Consider the following 18008-nt stretch of genomic DNA (forward strand, 5'->3'; position numbering starts at 1 on the left):
GCCTTCAGAGCAAACAATGGACGGGGGTGGGCCCCCGAACGGGTCAGCCCACCTGGGTGCGGGCCCGGTAACAGTGCGTGCGATGGGGCAGCGCGAGTTCCTGCGGCGTGCCCTGTTCGGCCGCCACCCGTTCGCCCAGCCGCTCGATGCGCTCGACGATTTCGGCGCGCTGGGGGTGGGTGTCCACGTAGGACCAGCTCGAGGCCAGCTCACTCAGCGCGCCGGGGGTCAGCGACAGCTGGTACTCGAACTCGGCGTGTTCCAGGGGGCCGAACGGTTCGGGGAGCTCGACCACCGTGTCGCCGGCGTGAACCCGGCCACCGGCCTGCTCGGTCCGCGCCAGACCGGCGATCTCGTTCAGTTCCCGCACCCAGGGCACATCGGTGTCCCGCTCGTGCCAGGCCACCGCCAGCAACCCGCCCGGCCGCAGCACCCGGGCGATCTCCAGCGCCGCCTGCGGCTGCTGGAACCAGTGCCAGGCCTGGGCCACGGTGACCACGTCGGCGCTGTGGTCGGGCAGCGGGATCTGCTCGGCCGGGGCCTGCAGCGCAGCGGCCTGGGGAACCGCGGTGAGGAGTACCTGGTACATGCCCGGGCTGGGCTCGACCGCGGTGACCCGGTGGCCCAGGTCGACCAGGGTGCGGGTGAGCTTGCCGGTGCCCGCCCCGAGGTCGATCACGTCGAGGTGCCGATCCGACGTCCCGGTCAGCCAGCGGACGGTCGGCGCGGGCCAGCCGGGACGGATGCTGTCGTAGGTGGTGGCGTTGGCGTCGAACGAGACCCGCTGCTGTTCCCACGTCATTGCGTGTGCCTTTCGTCGGGGGCCACCCCGAGCAGCCCGCTCATCGTGTTGATCAGGACCCGGCCGAACAGGTCGTCGGCGCTCTTGCGGGCCAGCGCGTCGGGGGGCGGCGGAGCGGAGACGATCGCGGCCAGGTAGGGGTGGCGGCCGTCGCCGATCTGCTCGGCCAGGTAGGCGGCGTTGGCCAGCTGTGCCTCGGGGCTGGTGTTGCTGTTGGCGGCGGCCTCGTCCATCGCGAAGAGCCCGACCACCCCGTTGAAGATCGCCGCCGTCTCCATCTTGGCCTGACCCGAGGCCGGCACCTCGGCCAGCGCGGCCACCACGCGCTCGGTGTAGTCGATCATCGCCGGCCCGAGCATGGCGGTGTTCACCCGGCCGGTCATCATCACTTCCAGGAACCAGGGGTGCTCGCGGAAGGCCTGCCGCAGGGCCCGGCCGATGTCCAGCAGGTCGGCCCGCCAGCCCCGGCCGGTGGGGGTGGCCGGTAGTTCGAGGGTGCGCAGGCAGGCGTCGCTCATCAGCGCCAGGAGCTCGTCGCGGCTGGCCACGTAGCGGTAGAGCGAGGCCGGGGCGATGCCGACGGCGGCCGCCGCCTTGCGGATCGAGACCGCCTTCAGCCCCTCGGCGTCGGCCAGCTTCATGGTGGCCTCGGCGATCGAGGCGCGGCTGTGCTCCGGCGCGGGGCCGCGGGCACCCCTTTCGGAGCGCTTCCAGATCGGCAGGTCGGGGTCGGGCACGTGTTCATCTTCGCGCACCAGAGAAACTGCGAACAGCGGCCGCAGTATGGTTCACTAAGAACCGCGAACACCGATCGCAGTTAAGGGAGGGCGCATGGGGAGCGTGATCGAGGCCGCTGGGCTGGGCCGGGGGTACGGAGAGGTGCGGGCACTGGATTCGCTGGATCTGTCCGTCGCGGAGGGGACGGTCTGCGCTCTGCTCGGACCGAACGGCGCGGGCAAGACCACCGCGATCCGGATTCTGGCCACACTCGCCCGGCCCGACTCCGGCAGCGCGCGGATCTGTGGCTTCGACGTGGTCGAGCAGGCCCAGCAGGTGCGGCAGAACATCGGCCTGGCCGGGCAGCACGCGGCGGTGGACGATGCGCTGACCGGGCGGGACAACCTGTTCATCCTCGGCCAGATGCACCATCTGAGCCGCCGGGCCGCGCGGGCCCGGGCGGCGGAGCTGCTCGAGCAGTTCGGGCTGACCGAGGCGGCGGACCGGCTGGTGAAGACGTGGTCGGGCGGGATGCGGCGGCGGCTCGACCTGATCGCCAGCCTGATCACCCGCCCGCCGGTGCTGTTCCTGGACGAGCCGACCACCGGCCTGGATCCCCGCAGCCGCGACGAGATCCATTCCACAGTGAGCGATCTCGCCGCCGCGGGCACCACTGTTCTGCTCACCACGCAGTACCTGGAAGAGGCGGACCGGCTGGCCGACGACGTGGTGATCATCGACGCCGGCCGCGAGATCGCCCACGGCACCCCCCGCAGCTGAAAGACCTGGCTGGTTCCCGGGTGGAGGTACTGCTTGCCTCCGCCGAGCAGCTGAACCCGGCTCAGGAAGCCGTGAGATCGCTCGGTGGGCAGGATCTGGCCGTCCAGGACAACCGGGTCTCGGCGACCGTGCCGACCGGGTCGCTCACGCTGCCCCGCCTGGTGCGGCACCTGGACGAACTCGGAATACCCGTGCAGGACGCCGGGATCCGCCGGCCCACGCTCGACGAGGTGTTCCTGAAACTGACCGCACGAGAGGGGAGCCTGCGATGAGGGACGCCCTGCCCGCCGCCGAGCGCCTGCTCACCTCGGTGATCCGCAATCCGGCCTTCATCCTGGTCCTGGTCACCGCGCCGATCGTGCTGGTGCTGATCTTCGGGTTCATCTTCGGCGGCGCCATCACCGTTCCCGGCGCGGGCACCGGCGGCGCCACCTACCGCGAGTTCCTGCTGCCCGGGCTGCTGGTCATGACCGCCTCCAACATCGTTCCCTCAATGGTCAGCGCGGCCAAGGACAATCACTCCGGCCTGACCGACCGCTTCCGCTCGCTGCCTGTCCGCCGGGTCGCCATCCCGGCCGGAAGTGCCCTGGCCACACTGGTCTACGGCACGATCAGCTTCTCGATCATGATGCTCTGCGGCCTGGCCGTGGGCTGGCGGATCCGGGGTGGCCTGGCCGACGCCCTGCTGGCGGTGCTGATCCTGCTGCTGTTCCAGTTCGCCGCCAGCTGGATCGGGATGTTCCTGGGCTACCTCTTCGACGACGAGGAGACGGCCGGGCAGGCGGCGATCCTGGCGATCCCGCTGGGGATGGTCTCGAACGTGTTCGTGCCGACCGGCGGTATGCCGGCCTGGCTGGCCACGATCGCCGAATGGAATCCGCTCAGCGCCGTCGCCGCCGCGCTGCGCGAACTGTTCGGCAACCCGACTGCCCCCACGGGCGGTGCCTGGCCCCTCGAGAACCCGGTCACCGCGTCCATCGTCTGGGCTCTGGGGTTGCTTGCGGTGTTCGTGCCGCTGTGCACCCGGCGGTATGTGCGCGCAGGTCGCTGACTTTCACACAAACTAGGGACGTCGGTGGGCACCAAGGTGCCCACCGACGTCTTTAATCTGTTTCATGGGTTGGGAGGAGGTGGCGCGGCCCCGGTCATGATCGCGACCGTGTCGGACATCGAGTGCGACGACGGGGTGACCCCCGCGACCCGCCGGCCCAGCCGCTGGATGTGGATGCGGTCGGCGACCTCGAACACGTGCGGCATGTTGTGGCTGATCAGGATCACCGGCAGGCCGCGGTCGCGGACGTCGCGGATCAGCTGGAGTACCCGGTTGCCCTCCTTGACCCCGAGCGCCGCGGTGGGCTCGTCGAGGATCACCACCTTGCTGCCAAAGGCGGCCGACCGGGCCACCGCCACGCCCTGCCGCTGACCGCCGGACAGGCTCTCCACCGCTTGGCCGATGTTCTGCAGGGTGGCGATGCCGAGTTCGCTCATGTGCCGCTGCGCCTCGGTGCGCATCTGTTTGCGGTCGAGCATCCGCAGCACCGAGCCCAGCGGACCGGGCTTGCGCAGTTCCCGGCCCAGGAACAGGTTGTCGGCGATGTCCAGGCCGGGAGCCACCGCCAGGGTCTGGTAGACCGTCTCGATCCCGGCCTGCCGGGCGTCCATCGGGCTCCGGAAGTTCACCTGCTCCCCGTCCAGCCAGATCTCGCCGGTATCCGGTACCAGCGCTCCCGACAGCGCCTTGATCAGGCTGGACTTGCCGGCCCCGTTGTCGCCGATCACGGCCAGGATCTCGCCCGGGTACAGGTCGAGGTCGGAGCCGTTCAGCGCGGTCACCCGGCCGTAGCGTTTGACCAGGTTCCGGGCCCGCATCACCGGGGTCGGCCCGGTCATCTCCACCCGGTGCAGCCTCTCGCCCTCCGCGGGCGTCTCGGTACTCATGCCCTCACCTTCCGGATCCATTGATCGATGGTGACCGCGAGCAGGACCAGCAGGCCGATCGCGAAGCCCTGCCAGACCACCTGGACTCCGGCCAGCACCAGCCCGTTACGGAACACGCCGACGATCAGCGCCCCGACGAGCGTGCCGACCACCCCGCCCCGGCCACCGAAAAGGCTGGTCCCGCCGAGCACCACGGCGGTGATCGAGTCGAGGTTGTACTCCGTGCCCACGTTCGGGTCGGCGCTGGCCAGGCGGCCGATCAGGACCCAGGCGGCGACCGCGTAGATCGCCCCGGCCACGGTGTAGACCGACAGCAGGACGCGCCCGGTTCGGATACCGGCCAGCCGCGCGGCCTCGATGTCGTCGCCGGCGGCGCGGACGTGTTTCCCCCACGCGGTGTGCGCCAGCAGGTAGAAGAAGAACCCGAACAGCAGCAACATGATGATGGATCCGTAGGTCAGACGGAAGCTGCCGATCGGGATGGTCTCGCCGGTCCAGGTCATGATGCCGGGCAGGTCGGTGCCCCGGACCGTCTCGCTGCCGGAGACCACCGAGTTCAGGGCGAAGAAGATGGACAGGGTGCCGAGGGTGACGATGAACGGCGGCAGTTTGACCGCGGTCACCAGCACCCCGTTGAACGCCCCCATCGCAGTGCCGAACGCCAGGCCCGCCAGCAACGCGATCAGCCCCGGAAAGCCCGCGTCGTAGGCCAGGTTCGCCATCAGGATCGAGGAGAACACCGCGATCGCCCCGGCCGACAGGTCGATCCCGGCGGTCAGGATGATCAGGGTCTGGCCGAGGGCGAGCAGGGCGGTCACGGTGACCTGCTGCAGCACCAGGCTGAGGTTCTCGGGGTGCAGGAAGCGGGTGTTGATGATCGAGAAGACGACGACCGCCAGGCCCAGCACCGCCAGCGGGCCCAGGGTGGGCTGGGCGTGCAGCCGGTGCTGCACCCTGTCCCGCAGCGACTCGTGCGCCCGCTGCTCGAAACCGGTATCGGTGCTCATCCCTCTACCCCCAGCAGTTCTCGGTGCCGAACGTGGTGTCCTCGGAGTCCACGCCGGACTGCGGATCGTCGGTGATCAGGGTGACTCCGGTGTCGGTGAAGTCCTGGCCCTCCGGATTCGCGGGTTTGACCCCGCTACGGGCGAACTCGGTGATCGAGGCGACCCCCTCGGCCGCCATCTTCAGCGGGTACTGCTGCGAGGTGGCGCCCAGCTGGCCGTCTTTCACGCTCTGCACGCCCGGGCAGCCGCCGTCGATCGCCACCACGACCACGTCCTCGGCCTTGCCGGCCGCTCGGAGGGCCTGGTAGCCCCCGGCCGCGGCGGGCTCGTTGATGGCGTAGACCAGGTTGATGTCGGGGTCGCGCTGCAGCAGGTTCTCCATCGCGGTGCGCCCGCCGTCGGCCGCCCCGTCGGTGACGTCGTGCCCGGAGATGCGCGGGTCGTCCTCGTCGCCGATCCGGTTCGGGTCGCCCACGTCGATCCCGAAGCCCGCCATGAACCCCTGGTCGCGCTGCACGTCCACGGAGACCTGGTCGGAGTTGAGGTCGAGGAAGGCGATCCGGGCGTTGGCCGCCTCGTCGCCCAGCTTGGCCTTGGCCCACTGGCCGACCAGCTCTCCGGCCCGGTAGTTGTCGGTGGCGAAGGTGGAGTCGGCCGCACCCGGCGGGTCGAGCTGGCTGTCCAGCGCGATCACCGCCAGACCGGCCTCCTTGGCCCGGTCGATGGCGGGCACGATCGCCCGCGAGTCGTTCGGGGTGATCATGAAGCCCTCGGCCCCCAGGGCCATCAGGTTCTCGATCGCGGTGACCTGCGACTCGTTGTCGCCGTCCACCTTTCCGGCGAACGTGCGCAGGTCGATGCCGTCCTGCTCGGCCTGGGCCTGGGCGCCCTTCTTCATCGTGACGAAGAACGGGTTCGTGTCGGTCTTGGTGATCAGCCCGATGATCGGACGACCGTCGCTGCCGCCGGAGCAGGCGGCCAGGGCCAGGGCGGCACCGGCCAGGACGAGGGCGGCCGGTCGCCGGGCGGGGGAACGTGGTCGGACACCTGAACGCGGCACGAAGCGGCTCCTTCGGTACGCGTCGAGCCGCCGTGCCGGAGATTTCTGGGCGCGGACAATTCCGGTCGCACCCGGGCACATCCGGGCCGGCTCCCGACTTCCTTGTCGGTGCTGGGCTACTCAGGACAAGTTACGCCACATCGCCCATTCCGGTAAGCGGCCGCGAACGGTCAACGGCCGCTGGGCGCCAGTTCGGCGAACGTGCTCCCCTGGCCCCAACCGCGCGGTAGGTTCTCGGCAGGGGGATGTCGATCTCGGGCACGAGGGGAGCGGCGGGCATGGAAAGCCAGCTGCCGGAGACTGCAGGAATGCACGAGGAAACGTCACGACGGGGGCAACCACCACTCGGGCGACGCCCGACCATGCGTGACGTGGCGGCCGTGGCGGGGGTCAGCCTCAAGACCGTTTCGCGAGTGGTGAACGGGGAGCCGGGGGTTTCCAGCACCCTGGGACGCCGGGTGCGCGACGCCATCGACGAGCTCGACTTCCGCCCGAACATCGGGGCGCGCAGTCTGCGGCGGGCGGGCGGGCGCACGGCGACCGTCGGGCTGCTGCTGGAGGACGTGTCGAACCCGTTCTCCTCGGCGCTGCAGCGGGCGGTGGAGGACGTGGCGATCCCGCGCGGGGTCATGGTGTTCACCGCCAGCCTGGACGAGGACGCGCAGCGCGAGCGCGAGCTCACCCGGGCGTTCAGCGCCCGGCGCACCGACGGCCTGATCATCGCGCCGGCCAGCAACGACCAGTCGTACCTGGAGAGCGAGGTGCGGGCCGGCACGGCCATCGTCTGCATCGACCGCGCCGCCCGGCGGCTCGAGGTCGACTCGGTGCTGACCACCAATGTGGCCGGGTCCACCGCCGGGGTGCGGCACCTGATCGAGCACGGTCACCGGCGCATCGCCTTCCTCGGCGACCGGGCCGACATCACCACCGCCCAGCAGCGCTACGAGGGCTACGTGGCGGCGCTGGAGGAGGCCGGGATCGCGGTCGACACCCGGATCGTGCTGAGCGACCTGACCAGCCAGGCCATCGCCCAGGCGGCGGCGGTCGAGCTGCTGGGGCGGCCCGAGCCGCCGACCGCCGTGTTCGCCGCGCAGAACCTGGTCACCATCGGCGTGGCCCGGGCCCTGCGGCAGCTGAAGAAGGAGCGCACGGTCGCGCTGGTCGGTTTCGACGACTTCCCGCTGGCCGACCTGCTGGATCCGGGGATCACCGTGGTGGCCCAGGACCCGGCGGCGATCGGCCGGCTGGCGGCCACCGTGCTGTTCGACCGGATCGGCGGCAACGACGCCCCGCCGGCCACCCATGTGGTGCCGACCCGCCTGATCACCCGCGGTTCCGGCGAGATCCGGCCTTAGGCCTCAGGCCTCAGGCCTCAGGCGAAGCGCACCGCGTGGCGGCGCGGCCAGACCACGGTGACCGGTTGCCCGGCCTGCACCGGGATGTCTTCCGGGGCAGCGCTGTTCAGCCTCAGCACCTGGATCTCGGCGCCCTCGGCATCCAGCCGCACGGTGATCCGTGAGGTGGCGCCCAGATAGACCACGCGCTGCACCGTGCCGGTGGCCAGCACCTCGTCCGCCGCAAGTGGGTAGCCCTCCCCCACCACCCGGATCTTCTCCGGCCGCACGCTGAAAGTGGCTGTCTGGGCGAGCAACTGCACCGAGACCGCGGGCCCGAGCAGATTCACCGCCCCGATCAGCTCGGCCACCGACTCGTTGGCCGGCCGCTCGTAGATCTCCAGCGGCGGTCCGCTCTGCACGGTGCGCCCCTCCCACAGCACGGCGATCCGGTCGCCGAGGCTCAGCGCCTGCTGGGCATCGCGCGTGGCGATCACCAGAGCGAAGCCGAACTCTTCTCTGACCACCCGGATCTCGTCCTGCACGCGTTCGCGCAGAGGGTGCTCGACGGGTGCCAGCGGATCGTCGAGCAGCACCACCTGGGCGCCGGCCGCGGCCTCGCGCCCCATGGCAAGGAGCAACTGGTGCGCCGGGGACAGCTCGACCGCACGCAGCTCGGGATCGTCGATGGGGCCGATCCGCTTGAGCAGCGAAGCGACCTCGTCGTCCATCTCGCGCCGGCCCACGCCCCGGGCTTTCAGCGCTGGGGCCAGCACGTCACGCACACTCTGGCGCGGGCCGAAGTCGGTGTCGGCCAGGCCGATGACCGAGCTGCCCCGGGGCACCTCCTGGCCGTCCAGGAGGATCTGACCGTGGTCGGGCTTCTCCAGCCCGGCGACGAGGGCCAGCGTGGCCGACTTCCCCGACCCGGCCGGCCCGAGCAGGGTGAGCACCTCGTGCTCGTACAGCGTCAGGTCGACCCCGTCGAGCGCGGTCAGGCGGTGCGAGCGCGACCCGAACGACTTGCCCAGGCTACTCACAGTGAGCAGCGGAGGCAGCGCGGACTCCAGCTGCTGAAGGTAGGACAGATGCGTGCCGACCACTGTGTCGCGCCCTCACTTCACTCGGAAACCCGCCCCCACCAGCGGTGCTGATCATGCTAGGGGGCCGTCCACCGGCTCGGGCGGATCAGGTACCTACGCGCAGAGAAACAGGGGCGGATCGTGCACGACCGCGACTTTGTGTCGTCGGCCGGGCACGATCCGCCCCTGTTCGGGTGGAGTGGTCAGCCTTCCTTGTGCTGGCGGGCCGTGACCAGCTGGAACACCGCGTAGCAGGCCAGGCCCAGGGCGACCAGCGTCAGGATCCACTGGCCGAAGGGCTGCTCGGCCAGGGTCTTCAGGGCCGCGTCCAGGCCGCGGGCCTCTTCCGGCTGCGACTTCACACCGGCCACGACGAACAGGATGCCCAGCACGCCGAACGCGACACCGCGGGAGATCCAGCCGGCCTGACCGAGGCGGGTGATGTTGCGGCCCGGGTGACCCTCGAGCTTCTCCAGGAACTTCTTCTTCACGCCCTTGTAGACCATGTAGCCGGACCAGGCGATGACCGCCAGGCCGAGCAGCACGACCAGCACCCGGCCGGCCGGAGCGCCCATCAGGTCGGCGGTGAAGTCGGACGTCTTGTCGCTGGAGTTGCTGCTGCCGCCGCCGAGGCCGAGACGCAGCGACTGCACGGCCAGCAGCGCACCGAAAATGCCCTTGCCGGCGGCACTCAGGCGCTTGAAGGCACTGTCGTCGCTCGGCGGGCCGATGATGCTGAGCAGGAACTGCCAGACCGCGAAGCCGATCAGGCCGATCCCCATGATGACGAGAAGTGCCTTGCCGAACGGCTGTTCGGCGACCTGCTGGAGGGCCCCGCTGTTGTCGGCGCTCTGCTCCGAGCTGCCCCAGGCGACCTGGAGCGAGATCCAGGCCAGCAGCAGGTAGACGACCCCGATGGCGGCGACGCCGACCTGCCCCAGCCGCTTCAGCCAGGGTGAGTTCGCCTGCCGGGCAAGCCCTTCGGCGGTGTTCTTGGCGTTCGAGGCTTTACCCTCGCCGCCGGAGGAGCCGTTACGTGTCGGCGTGGCACTGGCCATGGTTCGACCTCTCACTTCCCTACGTGGTTGATCGCCGGACCAAGATCGCACGAAAGGATGAAGGCCGCATATCGAGAGTCTTGACGAGCGGTCAGACCAGGGGTAGGAGCGCCTGTGCCACGGTCAGCTCGGCCGGGGTGGTCACGTGCACGTTGGTCGGCTCACCGGGAACCACCACCACGCGCCCACCCAGGGCCGCCACCATCCCCGAGTCCTCGACAGCGTCTGCAATCTGCTCGTGGGCCCGGCGCAGGGTGGGCAGGTCGAAGGCCATCGGCATCTGCGCCGACACACTGCCGCCGGCCGGGGTGGTGGCACCCGCCAGCCCCAGAATTCCCTCCGCGCCGGAAACCGGATCATTCTCAAGCTTTTTCACCGCATCGGTGAGCGGGAGACCGGGCAGGGCGGCGTCGGCCCCGCCTCGCACTGCCGTGATCACCCGGTCGTAGAGGAGCGGACTGGCCAGCGGGTGGGCGGCGTCGGTGATGCAGACGATCTCGGCGTCTTCCGGCAGGGCGGCCAGACCGGCGCGCACGGACTCGGCGCGGGTGGAACCACCGGTGGCCTGCACTCCCTTACCCGGCCACTCGTGGCCGGCAGGCAGGACGACCACAACGCCGTCGCAGCTGCGCGCCGCGATGTCCACCACCCGCTCGAGCAGGGTCTGTCCGCCGAGCACGGCGAACTGCTTCAGCCCGCCGAACCGGGTACCACCGCCACCAGCGAGAACAACACCCCAGACGCTCATGGGCGCAACCGTATCGTCCGGATATGCGCAACGGCCCGCCTCCCGTTGCCGGGAGACGGGCCGCCGACTTACAGCCTCAGGCGTTGAGCGCCTGGGGCAGCGTGCTCTCGTGCGCGGTGCGCAGCTCGTCGAGCTCCAGCGAGAAGTGACCGGTGACCGTCAGCGACTCGCCGCCGGTCGATCCGAGCGCCACCACCGGCACCTCGTTGGCCAGGCAGGCCTGGGTGAACAGCTGCATGGCCTCCGGCTTGACCGCCACCACGGCGCGGGCCGTGGACTCGGCGAACAGCAGGGTGAACGCGTCCACCCCGTCACGCTCGCAGGCCGCCTCGAGCGAGACCGTGGCGCCGACGCCGTAGCGCAGGCTGGACTCGACCAGGACCTGGGCCAGACCACCGTCGGACAGGTCGTGCGCGGCGACGACCAGGCCGTCGTTCGCGGCCGCGACCATGACCGCGGCCAGGGCCCGCTCGGCCTCCAGGTCGACCTGCGGCGGCAGGCCACCCAGGTGCTGGTGCTGCGACCAGGCCCACTCCGAGCCGGCGAACTCGGCGCGGGTGGTGCCCAGCAGGAACAGCTGCGCACCGGCGCTCTTCCAGCCGGACGGCGTGCGCCGGGCCACGTCTTCCAGCACCCCGAGCACGCCGACCACCGGGGTGGGGTGGATGGCCGTGCTGCCGGTCTGGTTGTAGAGGCTCACGTTGCCGCCGGTGACCGGGATGCCCAGGGTCTGGCAGCCGTCGGCCAGGCCGCGCACGGCCTCGGCGAACTGCCACATCACGGCCGGGTCCTCCGGCGAGCCGAAGTTCAGGCAGTCGGTGACCGCCAGCGGCTTGCCGCCGGCCACACCGACGTTCCGGTAGGCCTCGGCCAGGGCCAGCTGCGCCCCGGTGTACGGGTCGAGCGCGGCGAAGCGCTGGTTGCAGTCGGTGGCGATGGCCACGCCCAGACCGCTCTCTTCGTCGACCCGGATCACGCCCGCGTCGTCGGGCATCGCCTGGGTGGTGTTGCCCTGGACGTAGCGGTCGTACTGGTCGGTGATCCAGGAGCGGCTGGCCAGGTTCGGCGTGCCGGCCATCCTGACCACCAGGGCCCCCAGCTCGTCCTCCGAAGGCCGGGGCAGCTTGTCCGGGGTGTCGGCCTGACGCGCGTCCAGCCAGTCGGGGCGGGCGTAGGGCCGGTCGTAGACCGGGCCGTCGTGGGCCACGCTGCGCGGCGGCACGTCGACGATGGTCTCGCCGTGCCAGAGCACGACCAGTCGGCCGGTGTCGGTGACCTCACCCATCACGGTGGCCTCGACGTCCCAGCGGGTGGTGATCTCCAGGAAGCCGGGCAGGTCTTCCGGGGTGACCACGGCCATCATGCGTTCCTGCGACTCGCTCATCAGGATCTCTTCCGGCGCCAGCGTGGAGTCACGCAGCGGGGCCCGGTCGAGGTGCACCAGCATGCCGCCGTCACCGTTGCTCGCCAGCTCGGAGAACGCGCAGGACAGGCCGGCCGCTCCGAGGTCCTGGATGCCCTGCACCACGTCGGCCTTGAACAGGTCGAGGCAGCACTCGATCAGCACCTTCTCGGCGAACGGGTCGCCCACCTGCACGGCCGGGCGCTTGGTCGGGCCGCCCTCGGTGAAGGTGTCGCTGGCCAGGATCGAGGCGCCGCCGATGCCGTCGCCGCCGGTGCGGGCGCCGAACAGGACCACCAGGTTGCCGTTGCCGCGGGCGTTGGCCAGGTGGATGTCCTCGTGCCGCAGGGTGCCCACGGCGAGGGCGTTGACCAGCGGGTTGCCCTGGTAGCAGGGGTCGAACGAGACCTCGCCGCCGATGTTGGGCAGGCCCAGGCAGTTGCCGTAGCCGCCGATGCCGCCGACGATGCCGGGCAGCACCCGCAGGGTGTCCGGGTGGTCGATGGCGCCGAAGCGCAGCGGGTCCATCACCGCGACCGGGCGGGCGCCCATCGAGATGATGTCGCGCACGATGCCGCCCACGCCGGTGGCCGCGCCCTGGTAGGGCTCGACGTAGCTGGGGTGGTTGTGGCTCTCCACCTTGAAGGTGACCGCCCAGCCCTGGCCGATGTCGACCACGCCGGCGTTCTCGCCGATGCCGACCAGCAGGTGTTCCTTCATCTCGTCGGTGGTCTTCTCACCGAACTGACGCAGGTGCACCTTGCTGGACTTGTACGAGCAGTGCTCGCTCCACATCACCGAGTACATCGCCAGCTCGGAGCCGGTGGGGCGGCGCTCGAGGATCTTGCGCACCGCCTCGTACTCGTCCTCCTTCATGCCCAGGGCGGCCCAGGGCTGTTCCACGTCGGGCGTGGCGGCGGCCTTGTCGACAGTGTCGAGGGCCTTGCGCTGCTCTTCGGTAAGGCTGTTGGTCACGCTGAGAGCACTCCCTGCAGTGCGCTGGTGAAGAAGGCCAGTCCGTCGGTGCCGTTGTTGACCTCCGGGCCGTAACCGGCCTCGGTGGCGTGCTCCGGGTGCGGCATCAGGCCGACGACGGTGCCGGAGGCGTTGCTGACGCCGGCGATGTCGCGGTACGAGCCGTTCGGGTTCACCTCGAGGTAGCGGGCGACCACCCGGCCCTCGCCCTCGAGCATGTCGAGCGTGGCGTCGTCGGCGACGAAACCGCCCTCGCCGTTCTTCAGCGGGACGACGATCTCCTGGCCCTGCTCGTAGCCGTTGGTCCAGGTGGTGCCGGTGCGCTCGATCCGCAGCTTCTGGTCGCGGCAGATGAACTGCTGCTTCTCGTTGCGCACCAGGGCGCCGGGCAGCAGGTGCGACTCGGTGAGCACCTGGAAGCCGTTGCAGATGCCGAGCACCGGCAGACCGGAGGAGACCTGGGTGGGCGGGCCGGCCAGCCGGATGATCTCGTTCATCACCGGGGCGAACCGGGCGATCGCGCCGCAGCGCAGGTAGTCGCCGTAGGAGAAGCCGCCGGGGAGCACCACGGCGTCGACGCCCTTGATGTCCTCGTCACCGTGCCACAGCGGCACCGGGGTGCCACCGGCGATCTTCACCGCGCGCAGGGCGTCCCGGTCGTCCAGGCTGCCCGGGAAGGTGACGACACCGATCCGCATCCCGGTCACTCCTGCTCCGAGGCGGCGCGGACGGCCACCACGTCCTCGATGACCGGGTTGGACAGCAGCGTCTGCGCCGCCTCCCGGGCGCGGTCGAGAACCGCCTGGTCGACCTCGCCCTCGACCTCGAGCTCGAACCGCTTGCCCTGGCGGGCACCGGCGAACTCGGCGAAGCCGAGCCGGGCGAGGGCCCCGACGACCGCCTTGCCCTGCGGATCGAGGATCTCAGGCTTCGGCATGACGTCGATCACGACGCGACCCATGACAGTGCTCCTAGCTGGAGAGACGGGCTGATGCGGGTAAAACGCTACCTGACCCGGACCGCCCTGCCGCACATCAGCATCAGTAGTCGGTGCGGTCGCTCTTGCGCCCCCACTCCTCGAACGGCCGGGTGGCCGCGGCCAGCGGCAACTGGGCCAGGGTGAGCGGCCACTGCGCGGGCTCGTTCTGGAACACCTCGTAGAAGGCCCGGTCGTCGAAGCCGGCCTTGGCCGCGTCGTAGCGGTCGGCGGCGAAGACGATGCGTTCGACCCGGGCCCACAGGGCCGAGGCGAAGCACATCGGGCAGGGTTCGCAGGAGCTCACCAGCAGGCAGCCGTCCAGCCGGAAGGAACCCACCGCCCGGCAGGCCGCCCGGATCGCCACCACCTCGGCGTGCGCGGTCGGGTCCAGCGTGGGGGTGACCTGGTTGGTGCCCGAGGCCAGGAGCTCGCCGTCGCGCACCACGATCGCCCCGAACGGCCCACCGCCGTCGGTCACGTTCTGCGCCGCCAGCGCCACCGCCTGGTCCAGCCACTCGGTCTCGGTGACCATGGTTCAGCTCCTGTCCGGATGGTTCGTGAGGTTCTGCCGCTCGGCCTCCAGCCTGGCCCAGATCCGGTCGCGGCTCAGCGGGAGGTCACCGAAACGCACGCCGGTGGCCGAGCGCAGGGCGTTGGCCAGGGCCGGGGCCACCGGGTTGAACGGGCTCTCGCTCATCGACTTGGCCCCCAGCGGGCCGAGCCGGTCGTAGGTCTGGGCGAAGACCACCTCGGTGGTGGGCACGTCGGCCACCGTGGGCAGGTGGTAGCCGCGGAACGTGGAGGTGGTCACCGTGCCGCCGGCGTCGACGTCGACGTGCTCGAACAGGGCCGCGCCGAGGGCCTGCGCGGTGCCGCCCTCGATCTGCCCCCGGCACTGCATCGGGTTCAGCACGGTGCCCGCGTCGGCCGCCTGGATGCTGCGCAGGAAGGCGATCTCCCCGGTCTCCGGGTTCACCGCGATCCGGAACCCGTGCACGTTGAAGGCGATCGAGCGGGGCGAACCACCGGCGGTGCCGGTGCCGGTCAGAGCAGAATTGAGGACGTTTGTGGGCCTCGACGCCGGTTGCGTCATCTTTTGTCTCAGGTCGAGTGCGGCCCGGACGGTGGCCGCCCCGGCCACCACGATCCCGGTCGACCCGAAAGCGCCGGTGTCGTAACGCACCACGTCGGTGTCGGACTGGCGCAGCCGGATCGCCTCGACCGGGCAGCCGAGCACCTCCGCCGCGAGCTGGCGGTGCACCGTGCTGGTGCCGTTGCCGAACTCGGCCGTGCCCACGTTGAGCTCGTACCCGCCGTCGGCCAGGGCCCGGACGGTGACCTCGCTGTGGTGACCGCGCGGCGGGATGGTGTCGATCATCGCCAAGGCCGTGCCCGAGCCGACCAGCCACCCTTCCGGCGCCGGGGTCGTGTCTTCTTCGAGGGCGCGGCGCACCACGGCCAGGCACTCGTCGGCCCCGTGACTGCCGTACTCCACGTCGTGGTCGTCCTCGCTGGTCGAGACCATCCGGTCACCGGGCCGCACGATGTTCAGCTCACGCAGCCGGAACGGGTCGATCCCGAGTTCCCGGGCCACCTCGTCGACCGCCGACTCGACCGCGAAGATCAGCTGGCTCAGCCCGTACCCGCGGAACGCCCCGGCCGGCACGGTGTTGGTGTACACGGCGTACCCGTCGACCTTCTTGGCCGGGCAGCGGTACACCGAGATCGACTCGTTGCAGCCGTGGAACAGCACACCGGGAGCGTGATTCCCGTAGGCGCCGGTGTTGCTGACCACCTCCAGCTCGATCGCGGTGAACGTGCCGTCGGCCCGGGCCCCGATCTTCACCCGGATCCGCATCGGGTGCCGGGTGGTGGCCGCGGTGAACTGCTCGGAGCGGGTCAGCTCGATCTGCACCGGCCGGCCGGTGCGCAGGGTGGCCAGCGCCGCCACGTCCTCGACCAGCATCTCCTGCTTGCCGCCGAACCCGCCCCCGACCCGGCCGGTCAGGACCCGCACCTGGGCCTCGGGCCGGCCGAGCACGTGGGCCAGGGCGGCGCGGGTGAGGAACGGCGTCTGGCTGCTGGTCCGTACGTTCAGGCGGTCCTTCTCGTCCACCCAGGCCACGCAGGCGTGGGTCTCCAGGTGGGCGTGCTGCACCCGCTGGGTACGAAAGGTGTTCTCGTACACCACGTCGGCCGCAGCGAACCCGGCCTCGGCGTCTCCGATCCGGCCGTGCACCTCGGCCACCACGTTGTCGGCGGCCCGGGCCACGCCCTGCTCGGGGGTGCGGTCGGGATGGAGCACCGGGGCGCCGGGGCGCATCGCCAGCTCCGGATCGAACACGGCTTCCTTCAGCGTGTAAAGGATCTCGAGCCGGCGCACTCCCTCCTCGGCGGCGGCCACGGTCTCCGCGACGACGGCGGCGACCCGCTGGCCCTTGAAGCGCACCGTCCGGTCGAGCACCAACGTGTCCCACGGGTCGTCGCGGAGGCTGTCGTGGCGGCCGGTGGAGAACAGGGTCTGCGGCGAGTCCTCATGGGTGAGCACGGCCACCACGCCGGGCACGGCCAGGGCCGCGGAGCAGTCGACCGAGTCGATCTCGGCGTGGGCGTGCGGCGACCGGGCCAGCACGCAGTGCAGCAGGGCGGGCGGGGTCTCGTCGAGCGTGAAGCGGGCTGCCCCCGTGACGATCTCGCGCGTGGCCGGGGCCGGGCTGTTCCGGCCCACCCCGCCCACACCGCCCGCCTCGACGTGTGACACCCCGGCCACCGCGTCGCAGATCGAGCGGTAGCCGGTGCAGCGGCACAGGCTGCCCTTGAGCGAGCGCGGCAGGTCCTGCTTCTGCTCCGGGCTCATCCCGGCCACGGTCATGATCATGCCCGCGGTGCAGAACCCGCACTGGAAGCCCTGGGCGTCGGCGAATCCCTGCTGCACCGGATGCAGCCCGTCGGCGCCTTCCAGACCCTCGATCGTGGTGACCTCGCGGCCCGCCGCTCGTTGCGCCGGGTACAGGCACGAGTGCACCGGACGCCCGTCCACGTGCACCGTGCAGGCCCCGCAGTCACCCGCGTCGCAGCCCTTCTTCACCCCGGTCCAGCCGACCTCGCGCAGATAGGTGCGCAGGCACTGCCCGGGCGCCGGCTCCTCGCCGTACGACTTCCCGTTGACCAGGACCCGGAAACTCACTGCACCAGCTCCTGTCTGATCTCCTCGGCGAAGCCCAGGGTCAGATGCCGGCGCCAGGCCGGAAGCCCGTGGACGTCGTCGTGCCCCAGCTCGTCCGGCACAGCCTGCAGCACCGCGCGACGCACCTCGTCCGCACCTTCGTCGCCGGAAAACCGCAGCTGGACAGGATGCTTGACGGAGGCCGTGACGGTCAGCACCCATTCGCGACCCGATCTCGCCGTACCGATCAGCAAGGCCGCCGAACGTCCGTGGGTGTTCAGCGACTGGCGGCGGAAGACGTGACGCCCGCGCAGTGCGGCGGCCGGGAGGTAGATGGAGCGCAGCCATTCACCGGGCCGGAGCACATGCCGATTGTCACCGACGACGAAGTCTGCGGCCCGCACGGTCCTTTCGCCTGACGGCCCCTGGATCAGGCACACGCCGTCGAGCGCTGCGGTGAGGGCGATCATGGGTCCGGCCGGCAGCGCGTTGCAGAGGTTGCCGCCCACGGTTGCCTCGTTCCAGACCTTGAACGAGGCCAGGAAGGCCTCGCAGCACTGCCTGATCAATGGCCCGGCCGTCGTCCCGGGCAGCCCCGGCCAGCTCCGCAGTTCGGCGATGGTGCAGGTAGCAGCGATCTCCAGACCGTCCGGCCCGGCCACCAGCGCGGGCCAGCCCAGGGTGGTCAGGTCGAGCAGGCGCTCGATCCCGGGCTGCGGTTCGGAGAACAGCCAGGTGCCGCCGGCCAGCCAGGCGTCTCCCGGCCGCCAGTCGCCCAGGGCCGGAGTGGCCACGAAGGCCGAGACCTGATTCAGGTCCACAACGGTCCCCGCAACCCAACCTCCGCAAAACCGCCGTCGCCCACCACAACGTCCTCAGTTCCGAGGTTTTCCCGCCCTAGAGGCCGCCGTGCCATGTCTGACTCAACCACCTCCTGGAGCGTACGCACCACCTGTTGCG

16 protein-coding genes and 1 pseudogene are annotated in these 18008 nt (G+C 70.8%); 3 read left to right on the forward strand and 14 right to left on the reverse strand.

The window, feature by feature from the left end; all coding sequences use genetic code 11:
• Window positions 1-43 precede the first annotated feature (43 nt).
• Window positions 44-802 (reverse strand): class I SAM-dependent methyltransferase, encoded by a 759-nt coding sequence (locus LWF15_RS01805; protein WP_232808542.1) that lies wholly within the window; start codon window positions 800-802, stop codon window positions 44-46.
• The gene (locus tag LWF15_RS01810; protein ID WP_232808543.1) at window positions 799-1539 is read right to left on the reverse strand and encodes a TetR/AcrR family transcriptional regulator; all 741 of its coding nucleotides are present in this window, start codon (window positions 1537-1539) and stop codon (window positions 799-801) included. The genes LWF15_RS01805 and LWF15_RS01810 overlap by 4 nt, the downstream gene beginning before the upstream one ends.
• A 94-nt stretch (window positions 1540-1633) precedes the next feature.
• Here LWF15_RS01810 and LWF15_RS01815 point away from each other — a divergent pair.
• Both LWF15_RS01815 and LWF15_RS01825 read left to right on the forward strand, forming a co-directional pair.
• Window positions 1634-2571 (forward strand): annotated as a pseudogene (locus LWF15_RS01815) (ATP-binding cassette domain-containing protein).
• The gene (locus LWF15_RS01825; protein WP_232808546.1) at window positions 2568-3350 is read left to right on the forward strand and encodes an ABC transporter permease; all 783 of its coding nucleotides are present in this window, start codon (window positions 2568-2570) and stop codon (window positions 3348-3350) included. The pseudogene LWF15_RS01815 and the gene LWF15_RS01825 overlap by 4 nt, the downstream one beginning before the upstream one ends.
• 62 nt (window positions 3351-3412) lie before the next feature.
• On the opposite strand, the gene LWF15_RS01830 is transcribed toward LWF15_RS01825, so the two are convergent.
• Genes LWF15_RS01830 through LWF15_RS01840 form a run of 3 tightly spaced genes read right to left on the reverse strand, consistent with a single transcriptional unit; the run spans window position 3413 to window position 6304 of the window.
• On the reverse strand, window positions 3413-4189 hold the full coding sequence (locus tag LWF15_RS01830) for an ATP-binding cassette domain-containing protein (RefSeq protein WP_408622474.1): 777 nt from the start codon (window positions 4187-4189) through the stop codon (window positions 3413-3415).
• Between the two features lie 44 nt (window positions 4190-4233).
• On the reverse strand, window positions 4234-5244 hold the full coding sequence (locus LWF15_RS01835) for an ABC transporter permease (RefSeq protein ID WP_232808548.1): 1011 nt from the start codon (window positions 5242-5244) through the stop codon (window positions 4234-4236).
• Between the two features lie 4 nt (window positions 5245-5248).
• On the reverse strand, window positions 5249-6304 hold the full coding sequence (locus LWF15_RS01840; RefSeq protein ID WP_232808549.1) for a sugar ABC transporter substrate-binding protein: 1056 nt from the start codon (window positions 6302-6304) through the stop codon (window positions 5249-5251).
• 362 nt (window positions 6305-6666) lie between these two features.
• Here LWF15_RS01840 and LWF15_RS01845 point away from each other — a divergent pair, with 362 nt between their 5' ends.
• Window positions 6667-7659, forward strand: a complete 993-nt coding sequence (locus LWF15_RS01845) for a LacI family DNA-binding transcriptional regulator (protein WP_269809417.1) — start codon at window positions 6667-6669, stop codon at window positions 7657-7659.
• A gap of 17 nt (window positions 7660-7676) precedes the next feature.
• On the opposite strand, the gene LWF15_RS01850 is transcribed toward LWF15_RS01845, so the two are convergent.
• The 9 genes from LWF15_RS01850 to LWF15_RS01890 form a co-directional block, all read right to left on the reverse strand.
• Window positions 7677-8741, reverse strand: coding sequence for an ABC transporter ATP-binding protein (locus tag LWF15_RS01850; RefSeq protein WP_232808551.1), 1065 nt, complete (start codon window positions 8739-8741; stop codon window positions 7677-7679).
• A gap of 182 nt (window positions 8742-8923) precedes the next feature.
• On the reverse strand, window positions 8924-9778 hold the full coding sequence (locus LWF15_RS01855) for a DUF1206 domain-containing protein (protein WP_232808552.1): 855 nt from the start codon (window positions 9776-9778) through the stop codon (window positions 8924-8926).
• A 91-nt stretch (window positions 9779-9869) separates the two neighbouring features.
• Complete coding sequence (locus tag LWF15_RS01860) at window positions 9870-10526, reverse strand: IspD/TarI family cytidylyltransferase (RefSeq protein WP_232808553.1); 657 nt, start codon at window positions 10524-10526, stop codon at window positions 9870-9872.
• Between the two features lie 76 nt (window positions 10527-10602).
• The gene (gene purL, locus LWF15_RS01865) at window positions 10603-12903 is read right to left on the reverse strand and encodes a phosphoribosylformylglycinamidine synthase subunit PurL (protein WP_232808554.1); all 2301 of its coding nucleotides are present in this window, start codon (window positions 12901-12903) and stop codon (window positions 10603-10605) included.
• On the reverse strand, window positions 12900-13601 hold the full coding sequence (purQ, locus tag LWF15_RS01870) for a phosphoribosylformylglycinamidine synthase subunit PurQ (protein WP_232808555.1): 702 nt from the start codon (window positions 13599-13601) through the stop codon (window positions 12900-12902). Before purQ ends, purL begins: the two co-directional genes overlap by 4 nt.
• 5 nt (window positions 13602-13606) lie before the next feature.
• Entirely contained in the window at window positions 13607-13864 is a 258-nt protein-coding gene (purS, locus tag LWF15_RS01875; RefSeq protein ID WP_232808556.1) for a phosphoribosylformylglycinamidine synthase subunit PurS, read from the reverse strand.
• Window positions 13865-13943: 79 nt separating this feature from the next.
• Window positions 13944-14414 (reverse strand): nucleoside deaminase, encoded by a 471-nt coding sequence (locus LWF15_RS01880; protein WP_232808557.1) that lies wholly within the window; start codon window positions 14412-14414, stop codon window positions 13944-13946.
• A gap of 3 nt (window positions 14415-14417) precedes the next feature.
• Window positions 14418-17069 carry a molybdopterin-dependent oxidoreductase gene (locus tag LWF15_RS01885; protein ID WP_232808558.1) on the reverse strand — a complete coding sequence of 884 codons (2652 nt, stop codon included), beginning with the start codon at window positions 17067-17069 and terminating at the stop codon, window positions 14418-14420.
• Window positions 17066-17869, reverse strand: coding sequence for an FAD binding domain-containing protein (locus tag LWF15_RS01890; protein ID WP_232808559.1), 804 nt, complete (start codon window positions 17867-17869; stop codon window positions 17066-17068). Before LWF15_RS01890 ends, LWF15_RS01885 begins: the two co-directional genes overlap by 4 nt.
• Window positions 17870-18008 lie beyond the last annotated feature (139 nt).

The sequence above is a fragment of the Kineosporia rhizophila genome (assembly GCF_021277265.1).
Taxonomy (GTDB): Bacteria; Actinomycetota; Actinomycetes; order Actinomycetales; family Kineosporiaceae; genus Kineosporia; species Kineosporia rhizophila.